12 protein-coding genes are annotated in these 18,967 nt (G+C 35.3%); 10 read left to right on the top strand and 2 right to left on the bottom strand.

Annotated features, from left to right (window positions below; all coding sequences use genetic code 11):
• Positions 1-20 precede the first annotated feature (20 nt).
• Positions 21-1,067 carry a sugar kinase gene (locus F6P99_RS11210; protein WP_152287582.1) on the top strand — a complete coding sequence of 349 codons (1,047 nt, stop codon included), beginning with the start codon at positions 21-23 and terminating at the stop codon, positions 1,065-1,067.
• A gap of 71 nt (positions 1,068-1,138) precedes the next feature.
• Entirely contained in the window at positions 1,139-1,807 is a 669-nt protein-coding gene (locus F6P99_RS11205) for a bifunctional 4-hydroxy-2-oxoglutarate aldolase/2-dehydro-3-deoxy-phosphogluconate aldolase (protein WP_152287581.1), read from the top strand.
• A gap of 69 nt (positions 1,808-1,876) precedes the next feature.
• On the opposite strand, the gene F6P99_RS11200 is transcribed toward F6P99_RS11205, so the two are convergent.
• Positions 1,877-2,911, bottom strand: coding sequence for a LacI family DNA-binding transcriptional regulator (locus tag F6P99_RS11200; protein ID WP_152287580.1), 1,035 nt, complete (start codon positions 2,909-2,911; stop codon positions 1,877-1,879).
• Positions 2,912-3,241: 330 nt separating this feature from the next.
• Here F6P99_RS11200 and F6P99_RS11195 point away from each other — a divergent pair, with 330 nt between their 5' ends.
• The 7 genes from F6P99_RS11195 (at position 3,242) to F6P99_RS11165 (ending at position 10,850) form a co-directional block, all read left to right on the top strand.
• The gene (locus F6P99_RS11195; protein WP_152287579.1) at positions 3,242-4,255 is read left to right on the top strand and encodes a zinc-binding alcohol dehydrogenase family protein; all 1,014 of its coding nucleotides are present in this window, start codon (positions 3,242-3,244) and stop codon (positions 4,253-4,255) included.
• Positions 4,256-4,266: 11 nt separating this feature from the next.
• Positions 4,267-5,919 (top strand): UxaA family hydrolase, encoded by a 1,653-nt coding sequence (locus F6P99_RS11190; protein ID WP_152287578.1) that lies wholly within the window; start codon positions 4,267-4,269, stop codon positions 5,917-5,919.
• A 50-nt stretch (positions 5,920-5,969) separates the two neighbouring features.
• Entirely contained in the window at positions 5,970-7,409 is a 1,440-nt protein-coding gene (locus F6P99_RS11185) for a tagaturonate reductase (protein ID WP_152287577.1), read from the top strand.
• A gap of 50 nt (positions 7,410-7,459) precedes the next feature.
• Positions 7,460-8,287 (top strand): amidohydrolase family protein, encoded by an 828-nt coding sequence (locus F6P99_RS11180; protein ID WP_152287576.1) that lies wholly within the window; start codon positions 7,460-7,462, stop codon positions 8,285-8,287.
• Between the two features lie 10 nt (positions 8,288-8,297).
• Positions 8,298-9,089 (top strand): SDR family oxidoreductase, encoded by a 792-nt coding sequence (locus tag F6P99_RS11175; protein WP_152287575.1) that lies wholly within the window; start codon positions 8,298-8,300, stop codon positions 9,087-9,089.
• Positions 9,090-9,174: 85 nt separating this feature from the next.
• Complete coding sequence (fucP, locus tag F6P99_RS11170; RefSeq protein ID WP_152287574.1) at positions 9,175-10,509, top strand: L-fucose:H+ symporter permease; 1,335 nt, start codon at positions 9,175-9,177, stop codon at positions 10,507-10,509.
• Positions 10,509-10,850, top strand: coding sequence for an L-rhamnose mutarotase (locus F6P99_RS11165; RefSeq protein ID WP_152287573.1), 342 nt, complete (start codon positions 10,509-10,511; stop codon positions 10,848-10,850). The genes fucP and F6P99_RS11165 overlap by 1 nt, the downstream gene beginning before the upstream one ends.
• A gap of 30 nt (positions 10,851-10,880) precedes the next feature.
• Here the strand turns inward: F6P99_RS11165 and F6P99_RS11160 are convergent, their stop codons facing one another.
• A complete protein-coding gene (locus F6P99_RS11160; protein WP_152287572.1) occupies positions 10,881-11,411 on the bottom strand; it encodes a DUF4251 domain-containing protein in 531 nt (176 codons plus the stop codon).
• Between the two features lie 237 nt (positions 11,412-11,648).
• Between F6P99_RS11160 and F6P99_RS11155 the strand changes: the two genes are divergently transcribed.
• A complete protein-coding gene (locus tag F6P99_RS11155; protein WP_152287571.1) occupies positions 11,649-18,779 on the top strand; it encodes a T9SS type A sorting domain-containing protein in 7,131 nt (2,376 codons plus the stop codon).
• Positions 18,780-18,967: the final 188 nt, after the last annotated feature.

The following is an 18,967-nucleotide window of genomic DNA, read 5'->3' as shown; positions in this document are numbered from 1 at the left end:
CATTAATTAAACAAACAAAAATGGGTAAAGTAGTAACTTTCGGAGAGATCATGTTAAGATTGGCTCCACAAGGATTTTTAAGATTTTCACAAGCTAACAGTTTTGATGCTGTATATGGTGGTGGTGAATCTAACGTAGCGGTTTCATTAGCAAACTATGGTGTAGATGTAGATTTCGTAACTCGTTTACCAAAAAATGACATTGGAGAATGTGCATTAATGGAAATGAGAAAAAGAGGTGTTGGTGTTGATAAAATCGTTTATGGTGGAGATCGTTTAGGAATTTACTTCTTAGAAACTGGTGCTGTATCTAGAGGTTCTAAAGTAGTTTATGACCGTGCTCATTCTGCAATTTCAGAAATTGAATCAGGAATGATCGATTGGGATGTTGTATTTGAAGGATGTGAGTTTTTTCACTGGACAGGAATTACTCCTGCAATCTCTCAAGGAGCTGCAGATGTATGTTTAGAAGCTGTGAAAGCTGCAAGTGCAAAAGGAATTACAATTTCAACTGACTTGAACTACCGTGCAAAATTATGGAATTTCTGTGATGCTGCTCATAGAGAATCAATCATGACTGAATTGACTTCTTACTGTGATATTATTTTAGGAAACGAAGAAGACGCTGAAATGCACTTCGGAATCAAGCCAGAAGGAATTTCTGTTCAAACAGAAGGACACAATGTAAAAGCAGAGGCTTTCTTATCTGTATGTGAGCAAATGATGGAAAGATTCCCTAGAGCGAAAAAAGTAATTACTACTTTAAGAGGTTCTATCTCTGCATCTCACAACACATGGGCTGGAGTATTATACGATGGAAAAACTTTGTTCCAAACTCGTCAATACCAAATTACTGATATCGTAGATAGAGTTGGTGGTGGTGATTCATTTATGGGAGGATTGATCTACGGACTATTGCAATTCCCTGAAGATGATCAACATGCATTAGACTTTGCTGTTGCTGCTTCTTGTTTGAAACACACAATCAAAGGTGATGCTAACTTAGCAACTGTTGCTGAAGTTGAGAAATTAATGGGTGGTGACGCATCAGGGCGTGTAGCTAGATAATAAATTTTAATGTTGAGCTGTTTGAACTATAAACTCAAACAGCTCTTCTTCTTATAATACATTACAACAAAATGGCACAATTTACTAGAATTGAAGTTGCAGCAGCAATGAAAGAAACAGGGATGATTCCTTTGTTTTTTAACAATGATATCGAATTAAGTAAAAAAGTATTGAAAGCATGTTACGATGGTGGAGCTCGTTTAATGGAGTTTACTGCTCGTGGAGATTTCGCTCATGAAGTTTTTGGTGAGTTAACAAAATATGCTATCGCAGAATTACCAGGTATGATTATGGGAGTTGGTTCTGTAACTGATGCAGCAGCAGCTTCTTTATATATGGCATTGGGAGCTAACTTTATCGTTACTCCAGTTTTAAGAGAAGATATCGCAATTGCATGTAACCGTAAAAAAGTTTTATGGTCACCAGGATGTGGTTCTTTAACTGAAATCGCTAGAGCTGAAGAATTAGGATGTGAAATCGTAAAATTATTCCCTGGAGATTTATACGGTCCTAAATTTATCAAAGGTATCAAAGGACCTCAACCTTGGACATCAATTATGCCTACAGGTGGAGTAGCTCCAACTGAAGAAAACCTATCTGGTTGGTTCAATGCTGGTGCAACATGTGTTGGTATGGGATCTCAATTGATTTCTAAAGATATCCTTGCGAATAAGGACTACGCTAAACTAGAGCAAGATGTAAAAGCTGCTTTAGCTATCGTTAAAAAAGTAAGAGGATAATTTTTTATTTTCTAAAAAAATAAAAGCGCAGTTTTTACTGCGCTTTTTTTATGTTTTTTTTTGAAAAGTTTATTCCGTACTATTTTTGCTTGAAGAAGCTCTTACCAACAATTCAGTCTCAATAATTATTTTATTTATAGCTCCTTCTTCAATAGGATTTTCAATTCTATTTAAAAAGGCCTCCGCTGCTAATTTTCCTATTTGCTCACTATTCTGGTTTACTGTAGAAATTGAAGGCGACAAATAGGAAGTAAAAGGCTCATTACTAAAGCCCACCAAAGCCATATCCTCTGGCACTTTAATTCCATGCTCATTCAACACCTGTAAAGCTCCCAACGCAGCAAAGTCACTGGCTGCATAGATAGCATCTGGTCTATTCGGTAATTTCAATAACTTCTCCATTATTCTTCTACCATCCTCTAAACGCAAAGTACTTTTACTAATGATAGTTTCATCAACGGGTAAGCCTCTTTTCTCCAAAGCATCCACATACCCCCTGATTCGATTTCCATATACTCTTGTATTATCATAACCACCTAAATGAGCAATACGACTACAACCTTGAGCGACCAAATGATCGATAATCTTAAAACTCGTTTCATAATCATCAATCCCAACATAGTCAACTTTTAAATCCAACTCACCTCGATCAAACAAAACCAACGGTATTTCCTTGGCTTTTATTTTTTCGTAATAACTTAAATCAGTAGTTTCATTGGCCATCGATGCAATAATTCCGTCGACCTGTGTAAATAACAAAGATTCAATACACTTGCACTCCTTTTCAAACGATTCATTTGACTGAGTAATGATAATATTATACCCTTTGGCATTCAAAACCTCTTCAATATTTTCTAAAACAGAAGAGAAAAAATTACTATTATTTCTAGGAATAATCACCCCAACCAACCTACTTTTTCCACTGCGCAATGCACTTGCTAAGTGATTGGGTTGATAATTTAATTTTTTTGCAACTTGACGCACTTCTTTCTTAGTTTTCTCACTAATTCTAGAGTCATCATTCAAAGCTTTTGAGATGGCCGAAGTGGACAATCCCATCACCTTGGCAATATCTTTTATGGTGATTTTTTTTTTAGTCGTCAAAATTTTTATACATTTGCTACATCGTTATAGCAAAGATAGTTAAATATATTTCATCACAAAAATGGAATAACACATAATCGTCTTTTCTTTTTATAGAAACAGGTTTTTGATTATTGAATAGCAATAATCTTTTTTTGACCGATTAGCTAAAACGATGTAGCAGATAGTAACTCCGATGTTTTCTATCTTCTCAAAAGAGCCAAAAGAGAATTTTCTCTTTTTTTTACCGCTTGCTAAAACGATGTAGCAAGTTGAACATAATTGAAAATTACATAGTCTTCTTTTACAGGAGAACCATTAATAATATTACTAATTCTAAAGAATAAAAGAATGAAATACATTGTTTGCGAAAAACCAGGTGAGTTTATCTTAAAAGAAAAAGAAGCACCGGTAAGAAAAGAAAATGAAGCTTTATTACAAATCAATAAAGTTGGAATTTGTGGAACGGATTTACATGCATACTCTGGAAATCAAGCATTCTTTACATATCCTAGAATTTTAGGACATGAATTAGCTTCTGAAGTATTAGAAATAGGAGAAAATGCAAGAGGAATCAAAGCTGGAGATAAGGTTGTAATTATGCCTTATGTAAGCTGTGGAAAATGTATTGCATGTAAAAACGGAAAAACAAACTGCTGCACAAACATTACTGTTTTAGGTGTGCATGGTGATGGTGGTATGCAAGAACAAATTGTCGTTCCTGCAGATATTTTATTACCTTCAAATAACTTATCAAATGATCAGATGGCAATCGTTGAGCCATTAGCTATTGGGGCACATGCTGTTAGAAGAGCTGCCATTACTCCAGGAGAAACGGTTGCTGTAGTTGGTTGTGGTCCTATTGGAATTGGGATTATGAAATTAGCCCAAATTGCAGGTGCAAAAGTAGTTGCTATAGACATGAATGAGCAACGTTTAGAATATGCAAAAGAAAAAATTGGTGTAGAATACACTGTAAAAGCTGGTGAAGGTGCAGCTGAAGCTATTGCTGAATTAACAAATGGTGACATGTGTACTGCTGTATTCGATGCATCAGGAAATAAATTTGCCCTTGAAGCCGGTCCAAGTTATATGTCTCACGGTGGTCGTTTTGTTTTGGTTGGATTATCTAAAGGTGACTTAACTTACAACCACCCTGCTGTTCACTCTAAAGAGATGACTTTAATGTGCAGTAGAAATGCAACAACTGAAGATTTTGTACATGTAATCAATGTATTGGATCAATTCCCAACGGAGTCTTTTATTACTCACAATGTTCCTTATACTGAAATGATTGAAAATTTTGACAGCTGGTTAAAGCCAGAAACAGGAGTTATCAAAGCAACAGTTGACTTTAACTTATAAAAAATAACAGGATGTCTAAGAATTATGTTCAAATAGATCCAAAGGATAATATTATTGTTGCAATTACAAACCTTGACAAAGGACTTGCAACTACTATCCAAGGAAAAGAAGTTATCTTAAAAGAAAACATCAAACAAAAACACAAATACGCTCTGAATGACTTTGCTATTGGTGATGAAATATTTATGTATGGTGTTTTAATTGGAAAGGCTATTGAGCCAATCCAAGCAGGGTGTGCAATTACCATTAACAATGTAAAACATGCTTCTGCAGAATTTAATGATTCAAAGGAAAAATTTACATGGACAGCACCAGATGCTTCTAAATTTGAAGGAAGAACTTTTAACGGATATCACAGAGAAGATGGTAAAGTTGGAACTGGAAACTACTGGTTGGTAATCCCTTTAACTTTTTGCGAAAATAGAAACATCGATGTTTTAGAAGGAGCTCTTTCTGAAAAATTAGGATATGAAACTAAAAAAGATTTTGCTGTTGATACGGATGCATTGATCGATCAATATAAAGCAGGTGCTTCCTCTGAAGAAATCTACAGTACTCCTATCATTACTACCAAAGAAGAAATGTCTAAAAACAGAGTATTCCCTAACGTAGATGGAATTAAGTTTTTAAAACATGACGGAGGTTGTGGAGGAATTAGACAAGATTCTGAAACCTTATGTAAACTTTTAGCAGGATACATTGCAAATCCAAATGTGGCCGGAGCTACAGTATTTAGTCTAGGGTGTCAAAATGCTCAAATTGAAATGCTTCAAAATGCCATCGATGCGATTACTCCAAACAACACTAAACCTGTTCACTATTTAGAGCAACAACAAAGCTCAAGTGAAAGAAGTTTAATTGAAGAGGCTGTAAAACATACCTTTGTTGGATTAACTGAAGCTAATAAAATTGAAAGAAAACCTGCACCTGTAAGTAAAATTGTTCTCGGTCTTGAATGTGGTGGTTCAGATGGTTTTTCTGGAATCTCTGCCAACCCAGCATTGGGATATGCTTCTGATTTATTAGTGGCTTTAGGTGGAAGTCCAGTATTATCTGAATTTCCTGAGTTAAACGGAGTTGAACAAGAAATAATTACCCGTTGTAACACTGAAAAGGATTCTAAAAAATTCTATGATTTAATGAGAGCCTATTCAGCAGCTGCTGTAGCCGTAGGATCTGGTTTTGAAAACAACCCATCTCCTGGAAATATCAAAGATGGTTTGATTACTGATGCTATGAAATCTGCTGGTGCTGCTAAAAAAGGAGGAACCTCACCTGTTGTTGAAGTTTTAGATTACACAGAACAAATAACAAAACCTGGATTGAATCTATTATGCACGCCTGGTAATGATGTTGAGTCTACAACTGGTTTGGTTGGTTCTGGTTGTAATATTGTGGTATTTACTACAGGACTTGGAACTCCAACAGGAAACCCAGTTGCACCTGTCTTAAAAATATCTAGTAATACCAAACTATACGAAAGGATGAATGATATTATTGACATCAATACAGGTACAGTAATTACTGGTGAAGACACAATTGAATCTATGGGAGAAAAGATTTTAGACCATGTAATCAGAGTTGCAAGTGGAGAAACCCCTTCAAAGGCTGTATTACACGGACACAATGATTTCATTCCTTGGAAACGTGGAGTTTCTCTATAGAACACAAATTAACAAACACTTTTACATCTAAAAGTTAAAAATAAAATAGTATGAATTCTTTAAACAGAACCAACGCTTCAGTAAAAACTTATACTGAAAGAATAATCCAATTTGGGGAAGGAAACTTCCTTAGAGCCTTCGCTAACTGGATGATTCATGAAATGAACAAAAAAGCTGATTTTGACGCAGGTGTTGTGGCAGTACAACCCATTGATCAAGGATTGATTAAAATGTTAAATGATCAAGATGGATTATATACATTATACCTAAATGGTATTAAGAATGGTGAGGCAATCTCAGAGCATGAAATAATTGATTGTATCCAAAGAGGAATCAACCCTTATGAAAATCATTCAGATTATTTAGCAACAGCAGAAAACCCTGACTTACGTTTTGTTATCTCTAACACTACAGAAGCAGGTATTTCTTATAATGCTGGCGACATATTAGAGGATGCTCCACAATCTAGTTATCCAGGAAAATTAACTGCATTACTATACAAAAGATTTCAAACTTTCGGTGGCGCATCTGATAAAGGATTGATTTTAATTCCATGTGAATTAATTGATAAAAATGGAGACAACTTAAAACGTATCATTTTACAATACGCTGCAGACTGGAACTTAGGAGAAGAATTTGTTGAGTGGATCAATGAAGACAATATTTTCTGCAATACTCTTGTAGATAGAATTGTACCAGGTTACCCAAGAGATAAAATGGACGCTATTACTGAAGAATTGGGTTACAAAGACAACTTAGTTGTTGAAGGAGAACAGTTTCACCTTTGGGTAATTGAAGGACCTGCATCAGTAAAAGAGGAAATTCCAGCAGAAGCATGTGGTTTAAATATTGTTTTTACTGATAATATGGAACCATACAGAACACGTAAAGTTAGAATTTTGAACGGTGCTCATACTACATTAGTTCCTGTTGGTTACTTATATGGAATCGACAAAGTTCGTGAATCTTTAGAAGACGAAGTTGTAGGAAATTACTTGAAAAATACAATCTTCAATGAAATCTGTCCTACCCTAGATTTATCTCAAGAAGAATTGAATCAATTTTCAAATGATGTCTTAGATCGTTTTAGAAATCCATATTTAGAGCATGCACTTATTAGTATTTCACTAAATTCAACTTCTAAATTCAAAACTAGAGTTTTACCTTCTGTGTTGGAATACATCAAACGTAAAAATAGTTTACCACAAGGGTTGTTATTCTCTTTAGCATCTCTAATTTCATTTTACAAAGGAAAAAGAAATGGTGAAGCAATTGCTTTAAAAGATGATGCTTCCGCATTAGAATTCTTTGCTACTCAATGGGCTAACGGATATCAAGCAAGCATTGTAAAAGCAACACTTGCTAACACTGATTTCTGGGGAACGGATCTTTCTGCTATTGAAGGTATGGTTGAAGCTGTTTCAATGCATCTTGAAGCCATTGAAACAAAAGGAATGCAAAAAGCATTACAAGATTTTATAAAAAAATAAATAACCCATTAGGCCTTCTTTACATAAAGAAGGCTTTTCAACTATAACTTATGACTATAGATTCTCATCAGCATTTTTGGAACTATGAGCCTATCAAACACGAGTGGATAGATGAAAGCATGGCAGTAATTCGAAAAGACTTTACTCCCAGCGATCTAAAACTGGTATACAATCAAAACAATATTGACGGTTGCGTTGCTGTACAGGCAGATCAAACACTTGAAGAAACTAACTTTTTATTGGAACTAGCTGCCTCTAATGATTTTATCAAAGGGGTTGTTGGATGGGCTGATCTACGATCAGAAAATATTGAAAATACGTTGGACAACTACCAAGATAAGGACAAATTAAAAGGTTTTCGTCATGTAGTTCAAGGTGAAGCTGATCATAATTTTTTATTGCGTCCCAACTTTACTAGAGGAATCTCTCTACTAGAGAAATATAATTATACATACGATATTTTAATTTTCCCTCATCAGTTAGGAGCTACTTTGGAATTTGTCAAAAAATTTCCAAATCAAAAATTTGTCATTGATCATATCGCTAAACCATATATAAAAGACGGTTTCTTTGATGGATGGGCTACGATGATTAAAGAAATTGCTACATATGAAAACGTATCCTGTAAATTATCTGGAATGATTACGGAAGCAGATTTCAAAACATGGACTGAAAATCAAATACATCCTTATATGGAAGTCGTGTTGAATTCCTTTGGAGCGCAACGTACTCTGTATGGATCAGATTGGCCAGTTTGCCTTGTAGCGGGGAATTACACAAGAGTAAAAAAATTAACAACAGAATTTATTGCAACATTAAGTACCACTGAGCAACAAGCCATTATGGGAAACAACGCAATCAAATTCTATAACTTATAAAATTAAAACTATGGATTTAGGTTTAAAAGGAAAAGTCGTGGTAATCACAGGAGCTGCTGGACTTAAAGGAAGTATTGGAGAAACCATGCTGCAACAATTAGCTAACGAAGGAGCAATTCCTGCTATCATTGATAGAAATGACAGAGGATTCGGATATGCAGAAGAATTACAAGCAAAGGGAATAGATGCTTTGTTCTGTAAAACAGATGTAACAAACCCTGATGAAATTGAATCGGCTATTGCTACGATCGTAGAAAAATATAAAAAAATCGATGTTGTAATCAATAATGTTGGTGTAAATGATGGCGCAGGATTAGACTCTTCTTATGAAGAATTCATGAATTCTTTAAAGCTAAACATGGTAAGTTACTTTTTAGTAGTAAAAAACGCACTTCCCTACTTAAAAGCCTCTAAAGGAAATATTCTTAACATCGGATCTAAAGTTGGTCTTACTGGTCAGGGTGGTACTTCAGGTTATGCTGCTTCAAAAGGTGGTGTGCTCGGACTAACTCGTGAATGGGCCGTAGATCTTATCAAAGATTCTATTCGCGTAAATGCAATAATTATCGCTGAAAGTTGGACACCAGCTTACGATGCTTGGATTAAGACATTAGAAAATGGTGAAGAAAAATTAAAGTCTATTGTAAAGAAAATTCCTTTAGAAAACAGAATGACTACTCCAGAAGAAATTGGAAACCAAGCCCTGTTCACTATTTCAAATAAAGCCTCTCACACAACAGGTCAATTTATTACCGTTGACGGTGGATATGTAAACCTAGATAGATCATTATTAACAGAATAAAATCATTTGTTACTCATTAATAACGATACGAACATTTTTTATAATTCGTTATGTATAATTTTACCAAACTTAAAACCAATTTAAAATGAATAAAACTTCAAAAATCCCTGTGGTAAGCAAAGAACTTTTGTTTCCATTTATCATCATTACTTCTTTATTTGCCCTTTGGGGAATTGCTAACGATTTAACCAACCCAATGGTTTCAGCATTTAAAAAGGTAATGCCCGAATTGTCAAATACACAAGCATCACTTGTACAATTTGCATTTTATTTTGGTTATTTTTTCATGGCGTTACCAGCTGCCCTTTTTATTAGAAAATACAGCTACAAATCTGGAATAATACTGGGTTTATGTCTCTATGCTGTAGGTGCTTTTCTTTTTTATCCTGCGGCTGCATTTGAAGAGTTTAACTATTTTCTAGTTTCATTATGGATTATTACCTGTGGTTTGGCTTTCTTAGAAACCACATCAAACCCATTGATTCTGTCACTAGGAGCAAAAGAAACGGCAACACAACGATTGAACCTTGCACAAGCCTTCAACCCTATTGGTTCTTTAATGGGTATGATTGTAGCACAACAATTTGTAATATCTGCATTACAATCTGACGATAAAGATGCCTCAGGCGCACTTATTTATGATACGCTCACAGAAACAGCAAAAGCAGCCGTAAGAGAAAATGATCTTGGAGTTATTAGCATACCCTATATAATATTAGGTCTCGTGGTCTTGGCTATTATGGTGATTATATTATTCACCAAAATCCCAAAGACACCAGAAGAAGATAAAATGTCGCTTTCAGAATCGTTTAAAAAGTTATTTGCTAATCACAATTATGTTCAAGGAGTTATTGCACAAGCTTTTTATGTTGGTGCACAAATTATGTGTTGGACCTATATTTTCCAATATGTTGACAATATCAATAACGGATTGCCGGAAAACGAACAACTGACAGCAACATGGTTCAATGTAGCTGCTATGATCATCTTTTTAACAGGAAGATGGATTGGAACTGGTTTGATGAAAACAATCAACCCTTCAAGAATACTAATGCTATTTGGTTTTGGTGGTGTATTATTCAGTGCAGGTGCAATTTTACTAACTGGGACTACAGGATTGTATTCGTTGGTTGGAATCTCGTTATTTATGTCTATTATGTTCCCTACAATCTACGGAATTGCATTAAAAGATATGGGAGACGAAGCAAAAATTGGTTCAGCCGGACTTGTTATGGCCATTGTAGGTGGAGCGTTAATGCCTGTTATTCAGGGAAGTATTTTAGACTGGGGTGGTCCAGGGTTTGCAGATGTTCAAATACTTGGTTATATTCCTGAGGTAAATTTTTCATTCATACTTCCTCTCATCTGTTTGGGGGTGGTTTCTAGATATGGATATATAACTTATAAAAAATCTAAATAATGAGTACAAAAAGATATTGCTATTCTTGTGATCTAAAAGACGATTCAAAACTAATAGCTGAATATAAAGAATATCATGCGGCTGGAAACGCATGGCCTGAAATCACAAAAAGTATAAAAGATGCAGGTGTTGTAGATATGCAAATCTATTTAACAGGAAATCGAATGTTTATGATTATGGAAGTTGACGAAACATTTGATCCAGTTAAAAAAGCTGAAATGGATGCCAACAATCCAAAAGTTCAAGAATGGGAAAATCTAATGTGGGATTACCAACAAGAACTTCCATGGGCCAAAGACGGTGAGAAATGGATTGAACTAGAAAAAGTTTTTCAACTATAAAAAAAGGTCTGCATTAATGCAGACCTTTTTTTATTCTTCCTTCTTTTCTTCTACTAGTACTCTGGTAGTTCCATCATAAGATATAGTACTTCTAGAACTACTCGTTACATTTACGTTGGTATTTCCTCCTCCATATAGTGTCATATAAAAATCATGTCTTTCTATAATATCGCTCGAACGAAAATGAATTTTCACACGCTGTTTTTTATCTTCAAACTCAATCTTCAGGTTTTCAATTTTATTCTCAATTTTTATTCCTCCTTCACCTCCACCATAGCCAGCAACACCACCAGTTCTCACTCCAAAATAAGGTAAATACACAAAAGCACTATCTCCTTTGATCCGAATATGATTTGGATTTCCAATCAAATTAATTCGCGCTCCACCTTGAGCATTCGCCCAAGTAGCCTCAAATTCAAGTTTTTTTGATTCAACCCACTTCACCATCTCTTGATACTCTTTTTCTTTTTTTGCTTTCTTTTCTTCTTTTTTTGATTGTGCAAACAAACCATTGAAAGAACAAAACACAATTATTATAAGAATTAACCTTTTATTTTTCATTTTCTATTGATTTAAACATGTAATATTTCTTTTATTTTAACTATAGAAACTCGGTAAATTTCATATCAAAACGCACCAAAGGGATGCCATCAATCAACATATGTTTATAAACGTATCTTATACATATATTTTAACATTGGAACAGTCTATAAAAGCCATTTATTGAATATTTTTGTCGGCTCATTAAACGGATACCCCTAAAACAATCCAATTGTTTTTCCTAAAATAATAAATTTTATGCTAAAATTTAGTTTTACGATGGCAAATAAATCCGCATATATAATCCTTACTTTATTCATAAGCAATTGCTTCAATGTATTGGGTCAAACTACAATTGCTACTGAAAATTGGAGTTCAAATAATTATACTTCAGGAACAGGTTGGTCTGACAATTGGACCGAGAACGATGACGATACTAATTCTGCAAGTGGTAAAATTTCAATTGTAGGATCAGAATTATTAATGACTGGTGCTACAAGTGGCACTGATGCGGCAAGTATTATTCGAAACGTGGACTTGTCTGGTTATGAGACTGCGGAATTCTCTTTTGATTATAGAGGAGCAGGTTTGATGGAAAACACAGATTTTGTTTACATAGAATATTCTGAAAACAATGGAGCTACTTGGCTTCTGCTTGACACCTTTCAAGGAAACACCGCATCTAGTGGAAATATTGTAATGAGTCCGGGACAAGAGGAGAATACAGGTTCTTATACTAAAGCCTTACCTGTCGCTGGAGGAAGTGAAACAAGAATTAGATTTAGAAGTAATATAAGCTACAATGACGAATACTTTTACATTGATAATATTTCTATTGATGGAGAAGTAATTGCCAATGATGATAACGATGGTGATGGTATTCCAGACAGCATTGATGTTGATGACGATAATGATGGAATATTAGACACTGTAGAACAAAACTATACAAACGAAGCAATCCTTTCTTGCGAAGGTATTGAAGAATTATCATTCTCTGGAGCAATTCAAGAATCGGGAAGTGTTGATGGAAATTTTGATCTTGGTGATGTATTTAGATTCTCAAATGTATTGTCTGGTGTCGATGCTTTGGTAACCATTTCTGCAATAGAGAATTTAACACTTACAAAATTAGACAACGACAATCAATACAACAGTTCTATTGTTGCAAATACTCAATTTAACATCACTGGTATCGGGACACAAGCTTATGTCGAATACACATTTGATTTTGTTGTTTCGGGAACAAATAACTCATACCAACTAAATGATTTCAATGCTAGTTTTAACGATATTGATGGTAACAACAACTATAACGAGCAGTCTTGGTCTTTGAATCCGTCTATTTATCTTTATAATGGTGACACCCAACTTTCTTTTGAAAGAGAGGGTGACTGGTTTATTGGTACAGCTGGTGGGACTGAATTTGGTGGAGTATCTCCAGACAACCCAGAAGTAAACTACACCACTGTCCACTCAAAAAACACACAATACAAAGTAAGGTTTGGTTTTATTTCGAACATTGCCGGTACAGCAAGTTCAAATTTCCGTGAAACCATGCTAGATTTTAGTTGTAACTCTACTTATACCGATGCATATATTGGTCATATTGATACAGATGGTGATGGTATTCCAAACTATCAAGATCTTGACTCAGACAACGATGGTATTCCGGATAATATAGAAGCGCAAACAACCGTGGGGTACATTGCTCCAAATGGTGCATACGACGCAACAGGTCTTGACACAGCATATTCTGGAGGACTTACTCCGGTAAACACAGACAATTCTTCAGATGCCGTGGATTATTTAGATTTAGACTCTGACAACGACGGGTTTACAGACACAGAAGAAGCTGGAATTACTTTATCTAATCTTTTTGGTATGAATGGACTTGATTCTAACTATCAAAACAACGATAACTATTCAGACCCTAATGGTAATTTTGACAATACGCAAACCGATAATTTTCCGGATTCAGATGAGGATGTACTCGCGGGGGGTGATGTTGATTATAGAGATAATATTATCAACAACGACAATGATGATGACAATGTAAATGACACAACTGATTTAGACGATGATAACGATGGTATTACTGATATTACCGAATTCGGTACTTGTTCAGGAAGTAATTCTAATTTTATTTGGACTACTGAATATACAAACGGATCAACTTCTGTTGATTCAGGAGATGACCCTATCGAAACTGATAACGTTAAATCGATAGACAATATTGGTATTACTTTATCCAAATACTCAAACATTAGTACTGACGGTGATTTTAAAATCAACGACTTTTTAAACACCATAAGCACTTATTCTTTGTCTCAGGCAGCTGTTCAAAACGGTTCATCTACCCACACCTTCTCTTTTGATACACCTGTCTACAATCTTAGCTTTATCCTTTACGACATTGATCAAAATACAAATTCTAAAGACAATATTGAAATAACAATTATTGATTACAAAGGAGATTTGTATACCATGGCATCTGGAGATTATACATTAGGAAGCACCAATGCTAAATCTGTAGCTCCAGGAAATGTTTTTGAAGGAACAAGTGCTGCTGCAAGTAATTCTAATACCGGAAACATTACTTTCAACAACTTACCTGTTTGGACAACAAAACTTATCTTGAAATTTAGCAATACAGATACAACAGACCCAAGTGGAACACAAGACATAGCTATCGGAGATTTATCATTTTGTATTCCAGCAAATACAGATGGTGATACGGTTTTTGACTTTAGAGACCTAGACTCTGATAATGATGGAATATTAGATAACATAGAAGCTCAAAATACGAGCACCTATATTGCTCCTTCAGGAGACTACAGTGCAACGGGTATCGATCTAGTATACGGTTCGGGACTAACGCCTCTTAACAGCGATGAAGACACATTGCCTAACTACCTTGATTTAGATGCAGACAATGACGGAATTCCTGACAATATTGAAGCCCAAAATACACAAAACTATATAGTCCCATCAGGAAACTATAGTATTTTCGGGATTGATCTAGCGTATAACGATGGCCTAGTACCTGAAAACACAGATGGAACCGATGAAGCAGATTATATTGATTTAGATTCAGATAACGACACTTTGTTTGATATTGTAGAATCTGGTGTTGGATTGACAGATGATGGAAATGATGGTGACTACGATGGCGTAGTTGGAACCAACGGACTGGCTGACAGTCTAGATTCTGTTGAATCTGGAGATACTTATACAGATGTAAACGGTATTTATGATGCTAGCTTTATCAATGTGTTCAATGATGAGGATTCTGATGTAAACACAGCAAGCGGAGATCTTGATTATAGAGATGTTTCGAATGGTGTTGACACAGATAGCGACGGAGTTGTCGACTCAATTGACATCGATGATGATAACGATGGAATACTAGATGTTGATGAATTAGAATGTTTTGGTTCAAATCCTACTATTGTTGTAGATAATTTTAACGGAACATCAAACAATACCCAATCATTAGATGGTACTATTGCAAATGACAATGGAACCATTTTAAATGGGGTTGATGAATATATCGTTTATGACCTAGGAAACAACTTCCCAATAAACTCTTCAATAAGAATTCACCTTTGGGCCACAGGTTTAGCCTCATACAAAGAGATAAGCATTTCGCAATCAACAAGTGCTACAGCCAATACTGATATTAACAATACTCAACTTGCAAATACAAATACCATTAAAAACTCTGAAGTTGTAATATTAGACTATATCATCAAAGAAGTTGATGCTCGCTACATAGAAATCAGAATGACAGAAAGAGTGGATTATGGTAGAATTGAAATTGTTGAAATATCTAGTTGTAGTGACTCAGCAGATTCAGATAACGATGGGATAATTAACTCATTAGATATTGACTCTGATAATGATGGAATTCCTGACAATGTAGAGGCACAAACAACACTTGGTTACATCACACCTAGTGGTGTTGGTTCTTCTATTACTGACGACAACAACAATGGTTTAGACGATAATTATGAAACACCACAAGGAGGAACCTATTTAACACTTATCAATACAGATAGTACCAATGACAGTATTTACGATTTTCTAGATACGGATTCAGACAACGATGGAACACTAGACATCGAAGAAAACGGTGATTCAGACAACACTGTAAGCGGTATTGATACAGATGGAGACGGTTTAGACGACAACTTTGAAGGAAGTAATTCAAACGATGGTTTTGTAGTCAATAACGAAATAACAAATCCCTCTACAGACCTTCCCGATTTAGACTCTGATGTTGACACACAAGATGTAGATTATCGAGATGACGTGATCGACAATGTTGACCCCGCAGTGGTTGGAAACACATTATGGCTACGTGCAGACATTGGTGTCAACGGAGGAAATGACGTTACGCTATGGGAAGATCAATCTGACTCAGAAGCTGATTTTACAGGAGCAGGTACACCTGACAATACCATTACTGCAAACAACCTAAATTTCAACCCTGTTGTAACTTTTATCCCATCAGATAACGATTACCTAACTTATTCAGGAAACTTAAATCCAGCAACCGTATATTATGTATACAACGATACTTCTACAGAAGCGAGTACTTCTGCATTCAACTCTGAATATGGTAGTATGGGGCATGGACACTCTGATGACACTAAATTTTATAGTGATCAATGGGCCAACCAAGTTGTATATAACGGTGCAGGATATGTAAATGGTGCTTCGGTAACGATTCTCGAACATGACAGACCTGATACCTATGAGTTGATATCAAACATCTTCACAGCAGAAAACACGTTTAACAACAACGATAATTATACGGTTGGAAAAGACAAGGCAGGTCAAGCATCCACTAGAGTTATAGACGGAAACATAGCAGAAATCATGGTTTTTAGCGAAAGACATGACGGCACTAAACGACAAGAGATAGAATCATATTTAGCGATAAAATATGGTTTTACACTAAGCAGTTCCAACAGTTCTAGTGGAATAATTGATGGTGATTATACTTTAGCAGGAAACACTAAAACTTGGAATTATAGCAATAACAGTGCATTTCACAACGACGTTGCTGGTATTGGTCGAGACGACTCAAAAAACTTAAAGCAAAGACAATCAAAATCAATTAACTCTGATGCCATCATAACCATTGGTTTAGAAGCTATAGCAACTACCAATTTGAACAACCCAAATAATTTCGACAACAATAAAGATTTTTTAGTTTGGGGTAATGATAACGGAAGTCTTGCTACTACTACTACTGAAGTACTTGTTTGCGCTCCAGAAAAACATTTAGATAGAACTTGGAAAATTGTAGAATCGGGTTCAGTTGTGAACGTGGAAATTGCAGTTGACAAATCTACAATCGACAATTTACTAAATACTGGATACACTCAAAAAGTTCTGAAGATTGCAGACGATAAAGATTTTTTGATAAATGTACATTACGCTCCTCTTACAGAAAAAACTATTAATGGCTCTCAACAATATAGTACCAATTACGATTTTAATGGAACCAAATATTTCACATATGCAGAGGTAAATGGTATCTTTTGGAATGGTGATTCAGAAAGTTGGTCTGGAGGAAGTGCTGCTGATGGTTCTGCCAGCACAAACGTTGCTGACAAAGATAAAGTAATGGTAATCGACTCAGAAACATCATACAACCATGCCTTATTAGAACAAAATGCTATTGTTGAATGTGTTTGGGTAAAAGAAGGTTCCGAATTAACAATAGATACCGATAAATATCTTGAATTCGATGAGGATTTTATTTTACAAGGAAATATCAGAATGATTGGAGATGCACAACTCGTACAAACGCATCCATTAGAAACCAATGTAGAAGGAAACGGTAAAGTTTATCGTGATCAAAAAGCAACAGTTTCAAATGTGTACAGATACCACTATTGGTCTTCACCTGTAGTGGAAACACAAAAATCAACTTTTAGAGTAGGTGCAGTAATGAAAGATGGTACCTCACCAACTACAGCTACCTCAACACCAAAAGATATTAACTTTGTCGAATACACAGAAAGCTACGATGGGGCAATAACTGACCCTATTACGATTGCAAACTACTGGATATGGTCGTATGTAAACGGTTCTTCTAGTGCTGATTGGCAGCATAAGAAAGACAGTGGTATCTTAAACCGTGGTGAAGGTTTTACCATGAAAAGTACCGGTAGGAGTCCACAAAATTTCACTTTCGTTGGAAAACCAAACGATGGAACCATCGAAATAGATGTCGACCAAGATACCAACAGTCTTATTGGGAACCCATACCCTTCTGCTCTAGACTCTTACGAGTTTTTATCGGACAATGCAGACATCATTAACGGAGGTACCTTGTATTTCTGGGAACACACTGGTGAAGTAAAAAAAGGTGAAGGAACAACAGAAGGACATAATATCAAAGGATACAAAGGTGGTTATTCTACGAGAAACATGAACATGGGTGTAGCTCCTCAAACACCAACTTCTGGAGTTGATGGACTAGGAGATATTGAAGACTATAACGAACCTGGTAGATATATAGCTGTTGGTCAAGCATTTTATATCGGTGCAAAAGAAGCAGGGACTATTAAGTTTGAAAATTCACAAAGAAAATACCAATCTATCAATGGTGGTGATTCAAAATTCTTAAAATCAGGTAAAAAAGGTTCGAAAACTGAAACTCCAGGTTATAGTAAAACTGAAATCCCAACTTACTTGAAAATTGGTTTTGAATATGACAACGAGTCCAATATAAATATCCATAGGCAAATAGGTATTTCATTTGATAAAAGACACTCATTTGAATTGGATTACGGATATGACAGTTATGCTTTTGATGTACAACCTACAGATGCATATTGGCAGTTTGCAAATAGCAACAACAAATACTCCATTGCTGGTATCGAAGAGATTCATGATGCATTAACTTTTCCAATAACCCTTACGTTAGACGAAACTAAAAAAGTGAAAATACTATTAGACGAGCATAGAAATTTAGAAAGAGAAGTTTATTTAACTGACGAAATAACTCACTTGTGTTATAAACTTTCTGAAACTCCGGTATCGATAGAATTGCCTGCAGGAACCTATACGGATAGATTCACCATTGGCTTCAAAGATACAAACACCGATGACACAGCTGGCGTTGTGGATCTTGAAAACTTTGACTTTTCTTTTTATTACGAAAACAAATCAAGGAAAATAATTTTCTTAAACCCGGAAGAAGTATCTATCTCTGAAATACAATTGATTTCAACAACAGGTACTATTATTAAAAATGATCGTTTCAACACAACACCAAGTGAAATTGAAGTCCAGAACATCTCACAAGGAATCTATATACTTCAAATAAAAACATCAAAGGGGATCGTAAAAAGAAAGATCGCATTGTACTAAATATACACTATTCATAAAAAAGCGACTATAAATTTTATAGCCGCTTTTCTGGATTATAATCTAGAAGCAGAACGATCTTTATTCTTTTAGTTTAGAACTAACCCCAATGGATATACGGTATGAGCATTCATCTAAAAATGGCATTTTGATAAACGATTTTCAGTGGTTAGGACAACTGTCACAAAACT

This window comes from Flavicella marina, from assembly GCF_009193215.1.
Taxonomy (GTDB): Bacteria; Bacteroidota; Bacteroidia; order Flavobacteriales; family Flavobacteriaceae; genus Flavicella; species Flavicella marina.
The sequence above is the reverse complement of the archived record's forward strand: the minus strand, read 5'-3'. Positions and strand labels throughout refer to the sequence as shown.